This is a genomic window from Solirubrobacter phytolaccae (assembly GCF_027587195.1).
GTDB lineage: Bacteria > Actinomycetota > Thermoleophilia > Solirubrobacterales > Solirubrobacteraceae > Solirubrobacter > Solirubrobacter phytolaccae.
Window position 1 is genome coordinate 1 of the sequence record NZ_JAPDDP010000135.1, and the last position, 9,122, is coordinate 9,122.

At 68.0% G+C, this 9,122-nt stretch carries 11 protein-coding genes; 1 reads left to right on the plus strand and 10 read right to left on the minus strand.

Annotated features, from left to right (window positions below; all coding sequences use genetic code 11):
* The 10 genes from rpsC to fusA all read right to left on the minus strand — a co-directional run.
* Positions 1 to 807 (minus strand): 30S ribosomal protein S3 (rpsC, locus tag OJ997_RS35650; protein WP_270030223.1); only part of this gene is annotated, 807 nt, incomplete at its 3' end.
* Between the two features lie 6 nt (positions 808 to 813).
* Entirely contained in the window at positions 814 to 1,569 is a 756-nt protein-coding gene (gene rplV / locus OJ997_RS38215; protein ID WP_372517975.1) for a 50S ribosomal protein L22, read from the minus strand.
* Complete coding sequence (gene rpsS, locus OJ997_RS35660) at positions 1,566 to 1,838, minus strand: 30S ribosomal protein S19 (protein WP_270030224.1); 273 nt, start codon at positions 1,836 to 1,838, stop codon at positions 1,566 to 1,568. Before rpsS ends, rplV begins: the two co-directional genes overlap by 4 nt.
* The gene (gene rplB, locus OJ997_RS35665; RefSeq protein WP_270030226.1) at positions 1,838 to 2,683 is read right to left on the minus strand and encodes a 50S ribosomal protein L2; all 846 of its coding nucleotides are present in this window, start codon (positions 2,681 to 2,683) and stop codon (positions 1,838 to 1,840) included. The genes rpsS and rplB overlap by 1 nt, the downstream gene beginning before the upstream one ends.
* Positions 2,684 to 2,685: 2 nt before the next feature.
* The gene (rplW, locus tag OJ997_RS35670) at positions 2,686 to 2,982 is read right to left on the minus strand and encodes a 50S ribosomal protein L23 (RefSeq protein ID WP_270030227.1); all 297 of its coding nucleotides are present in this window, start codon (positions 2,980 to 2,982) and stop codon (positions 2,686 to 2,688) included.
* Positions 2,982 to 3,608 carry a 50S ribosomal protein L4 gene (gene rplD, locus OJ997_RS35675; protein WP_270030228.1) on the minus strand — a complete coding sequence of 209 codons (627 nt, stop codon included), beginning with the start codon at positions 3,606 to 3,608 and terminating at the stop codon, positions 2,982 to 2,984. The genes rplW and rplD overlap by 1 nt, the downstream gene beginning before the upstream one ends.
* Positions 3,601 to 4,218, minus strand: a complete 618-nt coding sequence (gene rplC / locus OJ997_RS35680; RefSeq protein ID WP_270030229.1) for a 50S ribosomal protein L3 — start codon at positions 4,216 to 4,218, stop codon at positions 3,601 to 3,603. Before rplC ends, rplD begins: the two co-directional genes overlap by 8 nt.
* Position 4,219: 1 nt before the next feature.
* Positions 4,220 to 4,540 (minus strand): 30S ribosomal protein S10, encoded by a 321-nt coding sequence (rpsJ, locus tag OJ997_RS35685; RefSeq protein ID WP_270030234.1) that lies wholly within the window; start codon positions 4,538 to 4,540, stop codon positions 4,220 to 4,222.
* 160 nt (positions 4,541 to 4,700) lie between these two features.
* A complete protein-coding gene (gene tuf, locus OJ997_RS35690; protein ID WP_270030230.1) occupies positions 4,701 to 5,888 on the minus strand; it encodes an elongation factor Tu in 1,188 nt (395 codons plus the stop codon).
* A gap of 59 nt (positions 5,889 to 5,947) precedes the next feature.
* Positions 5,948 to 8,047 carry an elongation factor G gene (gene fusA, locus OJ997_RS35695; protein WP_270030231.1) on the minus strand — a complete coding sequence of 700 codons (2,100 nt, stop codon included), beginning with the start codon at positions 8,045 to 8,047 and terminating at the stop codon, positions 5,948 to 5,950.
* Positions 8,048 to 8,304: 257 nt separating this feature from the next.
* Between fusA and OJ997_RS35700 the strand changes: the two genes are divergently transcribed.
* A partial coding sequence (locus tag OJ997_RS35700) for a hypothetical protein (protein WP_270030232.1) occupies positions 8,305 to 9,122 on the plus strand: 818 nt, incomplete at its 3' end.

The following is a 9,122-nucleotide window of genomic DNA, read 5'->3' on the forward strand; positions in this document are numbered from 1 at the left end:
GCCCGGGCCGCCGCCCTGACCGCCACGGCCACCGCGGCCACGGCCACCGCCGCCACCGGCGCCGCGACCATCGCCACGCCCGCGGCCGTCACGGCCACGGCCGCCACGCCGGTCGTCGTCGCGATCGGTCTGGCTCTGCGCCGGCTCGTCGAGCGACGTCAGGTCCTGGCCGGTGAAGCCCTTGGGCATGATCTCGCCCTTGTTGATCCAGCACTTGACGCCGATGCGACCGAACGTCGTACGAGCCTCGTAGAAGCCGTAGTCGATGTCGGCGCGCAGCGTGTGCAGCGGAACGCGGCCGTCGGAGTACATCTCCGTACGGGCCATCTCGGCGCCGCCGAGGCGGCCGCCGACCTGGATCTTGCAGCCCTTGGCGCCCGAGCGCATGGCGCTCGTGAGGGCGCGCTTCATCGCGCGGCGGAAGGCCACGCGGTTCTGCAGCTGCTCGGCGATCGACTGCGCGACGAGCTTGGCGTCGAGCTCGGGGCGCTTGATCTCGAGGATGTTGACCTTGATCGACTTGCCGGTGATCCGGTGCAGATCGCGCCGCAGCGCGTCCACCTCCGAACCCGACTTGCCGATCACGATGCCCGGACGGGCCGTGTGGATGTTGACCTCCACCTCGGCAGCGTCCTTGCGGATCGTGATGTCGGAGAGGCCGGCGTGCGCGAGCTTGTTCGTGATGTGATCGCGAATCCGAACATCCTCGATCAGGAAGTCGCTGAACTGGCGCTCAGAGAACCAGTTCGACTTCCAATCGTGGATGTAGCCCACGCGCATGGCCTCGGGATGAACCTTCTGACCCATGGGGGGCTAGGACTCCTTCGGGGTGAGCGTGATGGACAGGTGCGAGGTGCGCTTGCGGATGCGCGTGGCGCGGCCCATGGCGCGCGGCCGGTAGCGCTTCAGCGTCGGACCCTCGTCAGCGGTGACGGCGAAGATCTTCAGATCCTCACCGACCAGCTCGTGGTTGTGCTCGGCGTTGGCCACGGCCGACTCGAGCAGCTTGCTCCACGCCTTGGCGGCGTCGCGCGTGGCGAACGCAAGGATCTTGCGCGCCTCGACGACGTCCTTGCCGCGGATGTGGTCGCACACGAGCCGCGCCTTGCGGGCGGAGGTGCGCACGTACTTGGCCTGCGCCGAGACCTTGAGCCCGACCGGCACGGCCTTGGGCTCCTCGGACTGGCGACGGCTGCGGACACGGGTCGCGGACTTCTTCGCCTCGTCGGCGGCAACCTCGGCCTGCTCGGCGGCCTGCTCGGCCTCGCGAGCCTTGCGCGACTTCTCGCGCTTGGGCTTGTCCGCGGCGGCCTCGGCGGCAGCCTCAGCCTTCTCCGCGGCCTCCTCGGCCTCGGCAGCGGCAGCGACGGCCGTATCCGTGCCCGCCTCGTCCGCAGCCTCCGCAGCCTCTTCGGCAGCGGCGGTCGCGGCGGCGGCGGCCTCGTCGGCGCGCTCCTGCTGGTCCACCGGCTCGTCGGACGTGCCCTCGGCCTGCGGAGTCTCCTCCACGGCGTCTTCAGGCACGTTCTCGTCGACCTGGTCCTTCTGGTTCTCGTTGTCGGGGCTCATCGCACCTTGCCTCGCGCGTCATGGCCACGGTACGTACGCGTCGGCGCGAACTCGCCGAGCTTGTGGCCGACCATCGACTCTGAAACGAACACGGGCACGTGCTTACGACCGTCGTGGACGGCGATCGTGTGACCGACGAACTCCGGGAAGATCGTCGAGGCACGCGACCACGTCTTGATCATCGTGCGCTGGTTCGCGTCGTTCATGGCCTCGATGCGGGCGTAGAGACGATCCTCGACCCACGGCCCCTTCTTTGAGGAACGGCTCATCAGCGGCCACCCTTCTTGCCACGGCGACGGCCGCGGACGATCAATCGGTCTGAAGCTTTGCCCTTCTTGCGGGTGCGGTAGCCGAGTGTCGGCACGCCCCACGGGGTCTTCGGATGGTTGCCCAGCGAGCCACCGCCCTCGCCACCGCCGTGCGGATGGTCGACGGGGTTCATGGCCTTGCCGCGGGTCTGCGGGCGCACGCCGAGGTGGCGCTTGCGGCCTGCCTTGCCGATCGTGACGTTCTGGTGGTCGGAGTTGCCGACCACGCCGACCGTCGCGCGGCATTCGATCCGCACCTGGCGCATCTCGCCGGACGGGAGGCGGAGGGTGGCGTAGTCGCCTTCCTTCGCCATCAGCTGGACGCCCACGCCGGCCGAGCGCGCGAGCTGGGCACCACGGCCCGGCTGCAGCTCGACGTTGTGGACCAGGGTGCCGACCGGCATGGCCGAGAGCGGCATGGCGTTGCCGACCTGGATGTCCGCGCCGGCGCCCGAGATCACGTTCATCCCGACCTTGAGGCGGTTCGGGGCGATGATGTAGGCCTTCGTGCCGTCCGTGTAGTGGAGCAGCGCGATGTACGCCGTGCGATTCGGGTCGTACTCGATCGCGGCGACCTTGGCGGGCACGCCGTCCTTGGTCCGCTTGAAGTCGACCTTGCGGTACAGGCGCTTGGCGCCACCACCGCGGTGACGAGCGGTCTTGCGGCCGCGCGCGTTACGCCCGCCGGACTTCTTGAGCCCCTCGACGAGGCTCTTCTCCGGCTCGGTCTTCGTGATCTCCGCGAAATCCGGGAACGTGATGAAACGTCGACCGGCGGAGGTGGGCTTGGGCTTGCGAATCGGCATGGCTAGAGGTCGGCCTCGAGGCCCTGGAAGATCGGGATGGACTGGCCGGGAGCGACCTGCACGACGGCCTTCTTCCAAGCCCGGGTGCGACCGGCGGTGACGCCGCGGCGCTTCGGCTTGGACGGGACCTTGGACGTGCGGACCTCGACGACCGTGACGTCGAACAGCGCCTCGACGGCCTGCTTGATCTGCGTCTTGTGCGCCTTGTCGTGCACGCGGAACGTGTACTTCTCGGCGGTCGCCAGGACGTAGCTCTTCTCGGAGACGACCGGGCGGATGATCACCTGGCTGTGGTCCATCAGGACTTCGCCTCCTTGCGGGCACGCGTCGTGAGCGAATCGAGCGCAGCCTGGCTGACGACGAGCGTCGCGGCGCGGACCAGGTCCGCCACACCGACGTCGTCGACGTGCAGCACGTTCGTGCGCGCGAGGTTGCGGAACGACTTCAGCGTCGTGACCTCGCCGTCGGCGATGACGACCAGGACCGAGCCACCGCGGTGGGTGCTCAGCAGGTCGGCGGCCTTGGAGGTCGACGGCGCGTCGAACGCGGCCGCGTCCAGCACGTGGATCGTGCTGCGCTCGGCGTGAACCGAGAGCGCGCTGCGCAGCGCGGACTTGCGGGCCTTGCGGTTGACCTTGACCACGTACGAGCGGGGGCTCGGGCCGAAGACGGTGCCGCCGCCGGTCCAGATCGGGGAACGGCTCGTACCCGCACGGGCGCGACCGGTGCCCTTCTGGCGCCACGGCTTCGCGCCGCCGCCGGAGACCATCCCGCGCGTCTTGGTCGCGTGCGTGCCCTGCCGGCGTGCGGCGAGCTCGGCGATCACGACCTCGTGGACGAGCGGGCCGTTGAACGGCTGCTCGAACACGTCGGCGTCGAGGGTGACGGCGTTGCCGCCACCGAGGGTGGGAGCGGAGCTAGGCATCCGTACGGACCTCCACGGTGTCGCCCTTGGAGCCCGGGACGGAGCCACGGACGAGCATGAGGTTCTGCTCAGGCAGAAGATCGACGATCGTCAGACCCTTCTGGGTGACGCGCTTGCCGCCCATCTGGCCGGGGCCGCGGATGCCCTTGAACACGCGTGAAGGCGTGGCGGAGGCACCGATCGAGCCCGGGGCGCGCTTGTTGTGCGAGCCGTGCGACTTGGGGCCGGAGGCGAAGTTGTGGCGCTTGATGGTGCCCTGGAAGCCCTTGCCCTTGCCCTTGCCGGCGATCTTGACCTTCTGGCCGACCTCGAAGGCCTCCACGGTCACGGTGTCGCCGACGACGAGCTCGCCCGCTTCGTCGCGGAACTCCACGAGCGTGCGGACGGGGGAAGCGTTGACCTTCTTCAGGTAGCCGAGCTTCGGCTTGTTCAACGCTTTCTCACGCACCGTGCCGAAGCCGAGCTGAACAGCTTCATAGCCGTCGGCGTCAAAGGTGCGGATAGCGGTCACGGGGCAGGGACCAGCCTCGAGCACGGTTACGCGCTCGACACGACCATCGTCGAGGAATCGCTGGGTCATCCCAAGCTTCTTGGCGAGGATGGCGGGCATGTCAGTTGAAGGCGAGTCGGATCTCGATGTCCACGCCGGCGGGAAGATGATCGAGGCGCTGAAGCGAGTCGACCGTCTTGGGCGTGGGCTGATGAATGTCGATCAGACGCTTGTGCGTCCGGATCTCGAAGTGCTCCTGCGCGTCCTTGTCCTTGAAAGGGGACTTGACGACGGCGTAGACGTTCTTCTCGGTCGGGAGCGGCACCGGGCCGGAGACAGTGGCGCCAGTCCGCGTCGCGGTCTCGACGATCTCCTTGGCCGCGGTCTCGATGGCCGACGAGTCGTACGCCTTGAGACGAATGCGGATCTTGTTCTGGGCTATGGCCACGTTCTGTCCGGTACTTGGAGTGAAATCTTTGCTGGCTTCTTGCGCGCAATGAGGGCGGCCCCCGGGCTACGGGGCCCGCCCTCCAAGGTCGTATCGGTCGACTTCGTGCGCTGCGGCGGGCGCTTGGGCGCCCGCCGCGGAATTACAAGCGGTGTTACTCGACGATCTCCGTCACGACGCCGGAGCCAACGGTGCGGCCACCCTCACGGATGGCGAAACGCAGGCCGGCCTCCATGGCGATCGGCTGAATCAGCTCGACGACCATCGCGATGTTGTCGCCCGGCATGACCATCTCCGTGCCCTCGGGCAGGTTGGCGACGCCGGTCACGTCCGTCGTGCGGAAGTAGAACTGCGGCCGGTACCCGTTGAAGAACGGAGTGTGGCGGCCACCCTCCTCCTTCTTGAGGACGTAGACCTCCGCCTTGTACTTCGTGTGCGGCGTGATCGAGCCCGGCTTGCAGAGAACCTGCCCGCGCTCGATCTCCTCGCGCTTGATGCCGCGGAGGAGGCAGCCGACGTTGTCGCCCGCGCGACCCTCGTCGAGGATCTTGCGGAACATCTCGACGCCTGTGACGACCGTGTTGGACGTCTCCTTGTGGATGCCCACGATCTCGACCGTGTCGCCCGTGTTGACGATGCCCTGCTCGATGCGGCCCGTGGCCACCGTGCCGCGACCCGTGATCGAGAAAACGTCCTCGACCGGCATCAGGAACGGCTTGTCGAGCGCACGCTCGGGCTCCGGGATGTACGAGTCCAGCTGGTTGCCGAGCTCGATGATCTTGTCGATGTACTCCTGCTCGCCCTCGAGCGCCTTCAGCGCCGAGCCCACGACGAACGGGACGTCATCGCCCGGGAAGTCGTACTCGTTGAGCAGATCGCGAACCTCGACTTCGACGAGCTCCAGGAGCTCCTCGTCGTCGACCATGTCGGCCTTGTTGAGGAACACGACGATGTACGGCACACCCACCTGACGGGCGAGCAGGATGTGCTCACGCGTCTGGGGCATGGGGCCGTCGGCCGCCGAGACCACGAGGATCGCGCCGTCCATCTGGGCGGCACCCGTGATCATGTTCTTCACGTAGTCCGCGTGCCCCGGGCAGTCGACGTGGGCGTAGTGACGCGCCTCCGTCTCGTACTCGACGTGGGACGTCGCGATCGTGATGCCGCGGGCCTTCTCCTCAGGAGCGTTGTCGATCTCGTCGAAGGAGCGAGCCTGACCGCCCCACTTCTCGGAGAGGACCTTCGTGATGGCCGCCGTCAGCGTCGTCTTGCCATGGTCGATGTGACCAATGGTGCCGACATTGACGTGCGGCTTGTCCCGCTGAAACTTCTCCTTCGCCACTTTCTACTCGCTCCTATCTCGAAACCCGTGCTCAGGCGAACCCATCCAGACTACCGCGCTCACGCGGGGACTGGCTCGCCGGTGCGACCCTCGATCACCTTTTCGGCGATGTTGGGCGGCACTTCCTCGTACTTGTCGAACTGCATGGTGTACGTCGCGCGACCCTGGGACATCGTCCGCACGTCGGTGGCGTAACCGAACATCTCACTCAGCGGCACATGCGCCGAGACGACCTGGGCGTTACCGCGCGGCTCCATGCCGTTCACGCGCCCGCGGCGACGGTTGAGGTCGCCGATGACATCGCCCATGTACTCCTCGGGCGTGACCACTTCGACCGCGAACACCGGCTCCAGCAGGACCGGCTTCGCGCGCCGGGCCGCTTCCTTGAAGGCGAGCGAACCGGCGATCTTGAAGGCGATCTCCGAGGAGTCCGTGTCGTGGAACTTGCCGTCCACGAGCGTCACCCGCACGTCGACCACCGGGTAACCGGCGCGGATGCCGTTGGAGAGAGACTCCTCGACACCCTTCTCGATCGACGGGATGTACTCGGTCGGAATCGAGCCGCCCTTGATCTTGTTGACGAAGTCGAAACCCTCGCCCGGCGCCGGCTCGATGTTGATGTAGACGATGCCGTACTGGCCCGAGCCACCGGTCTGGCGCACGTGGCGGCCTTCGACCTTCTCGGCGGTGCCGCGGACGGTCTCGCGGTAGGAGACCTGCGGGCGGCCGACGTTGGCCTCGACCTTGTACTCGCGCATCATGCGGTCGACCAGCACCTCGAGGTGCAGCTCGCCCATGCCCGAGATCTCGGTCTGGCCGCTCTCCTCGTTCGTCCGGACCTGGAAGGTCGGGTCCTCCTCGGCCAGGCGGCCAAGGGCGACGGACATCTTCTCCTGGTCGGACTTCGTCTTCGGCTCGATCGCCACGGAGATCACCGGGTCGTCGAACGTGATCGCTTCGAGCTTGATCGGCTTGTCCGGCGCCGCGAGCGTGTCGCCCGTGACGACCTGCTTGATGCCGACCGCCGCCGCGATGTCGCCCGAGAAGACCTCGGTGACGTCCTCACGGTCATTGGCGTGCATCATCAGGATGCGGCCGATGCGCTCGTTCTTGCCGGTCGACACGTTCAGGACGCGTGAGCCGGCCTCGAGCTTGCCCGAGTAGACGCGGAAGTAGGTGAGCTTGCCGACGTACGGGTCGGCCATGATCTTGAACGCGAGCGCCGAGAAGGGCTCGGAGTCGTCAGCGTTGCGCGTCGCCTCGACGTCCTCTCCGCCGCGGACGGGCTCCAGGCCGGTGACCGGCGGAACGTCCAGCGGGGACGGGAGGTACGCGATGACGGCGTCGAGCAGCGGCTGCACGCCCTTGTTCTTGAAGCTGGAACCACACAGGACCGGAGTCAGCTGCGAGGAGAGCGTCGCCTTGCGGATGGCCGCGACGAGGCGCGCCGGCGGGATCTCCGTGTCCTCGAGGATCATCTCGACGAGCTCGTCGTCGTAATGAGAGACCTCTTCGAGGAGGTGCTCACGAGCCTGGTTGGCCTCGTCGAGCAGGTCCTCCGGGATGTCCTTGACGACGACGTCCTTGCCGAGGTCGTCGTTGTACACGACGGCCTTCATCTCGATCAGGTCGATGATGCCGAGGAACTCGGACTCAGCGCCGATCGGCAGCTGGATCGGCACCGGGTGGGCACCCAGGCGATCGATCATCGTCTGCACGCCACGCTCGAAGTCGGCCCCGATGCGGTCCATCTTGTTGATGTACGCGATGCGCGGGACCTGGTACTTGTCGGCCTGACGCCAGACCGTCTCGGACTGCGGCTCTACACCAGCGACAGAGTCGAACAGCGCGACAGCACCGTCGAGCACGCGCAGGGAACGCTCCACCTCGACGGTGAAGTCGACGTGACCCGGCGTATCGATGATGTTGATGCGGTGGTTGTCCCACTCGCACGTGGTCGCGGCCGACGTGATCGTGATGCCACGCTCCTGCTCCTGCTCCATCCAGTCCATCGTGGCGGCACCTTCGTGCACCTCGCCAAGCTTGTGGGACTTTCCGGTGTAGTAGAGGATGCGCTCGGTCGTCGTCGTCTTACCCGCATCAATGTGGGCCATGATCCCGATGTTTCGGGTCTTTTCGAGTGTGAACTTGCGCGGCATGCAGATCTCTTCTCTGTCTCTACGGTCTTCCTGCGTAGGGTGCCCCGACAGCGGGCAAAGAAACGGGCCCTTCCGGGCCCGTGTCGTTCACATGCTGCGAGGCGGCCCGAAGACTCGGTGGGCTATGTCTCGCGTGACTCCATGTGAAGGACCGGGGTTCGCCGCACAGGCACTCAGGCCTCGCGACGGCAGTCGAATATAGCAGGGGGTCGACGCGGCGGCGCCAACCGGGTTTCAGCCGCTAGAACTGAGGCTGGATGCGGGTTTCTATCGCCGCGCTGCTGGTGTTCGCGGCGCTCTGCAGTTCAGCTTCTGGCGCGCCCGTGCGCGCGCTCGCGCCCGCGGGTGCGGGCCCTGTGCTCAACGGGAATCAGGTGTGGTTCGAATCCGGCGGCACGGTGTTCGCCGAGCCGCTCTGGGGCGGCCCGCGCGGCGCCGTCGCGCCGGCCGGGATCTTCGCTCCCCTCTCGCCCCCGCTCGGGGACGCCTCGCCGTTCGCGGTCGTCGATCCCGTCCAGGTCTCCGCCCTCGGCGTGGTCACGCTCGAGGACGGCGGCGTGTGGCTGCGACGCGACGGGCGGCGCGTGGAGATCGCCCTGCCGCCCGGGGCCGACCCGCAGGTCGTCGCCGTCGCCGGCACCCTGGGCGTCGCGCCGGTGCCCGAGGGCGCGCTCGTCGTCTTCGACCTGCGCTCGGGCGTCGAGGTCCGTCAGGTGTCCCTCGGCGCGTACGACCCGGTGAACCTCGACGGGCTCGCACTGTCGGCCACCGGTGACGTGGCCGCGACGCTCCCCGCCGGTGACGGCACGGGCGTGCTCGTCTGGGCGCCCGCCGGGGCGTCGGCCGTGCGCGTGCTGAGCACGGGCGGCTCGCGACTCGGTCGGGTGGCCACCGCGGGCGGGCGCGTCGCCTACGTGACGGGCGCGGGCCTGCGCGAGGGCGTCCGCGCGGTCGTCGTGGACCCGGCCGCCGTGCGCGCCCCCGCCGCCACGAGCGCGGCTGCGAGCGCGGCCGAGCCGACCACCGCGACCTCACCGCGCGGCGCCACGGGCGCGGCCGAGCCGACCACCGCGAC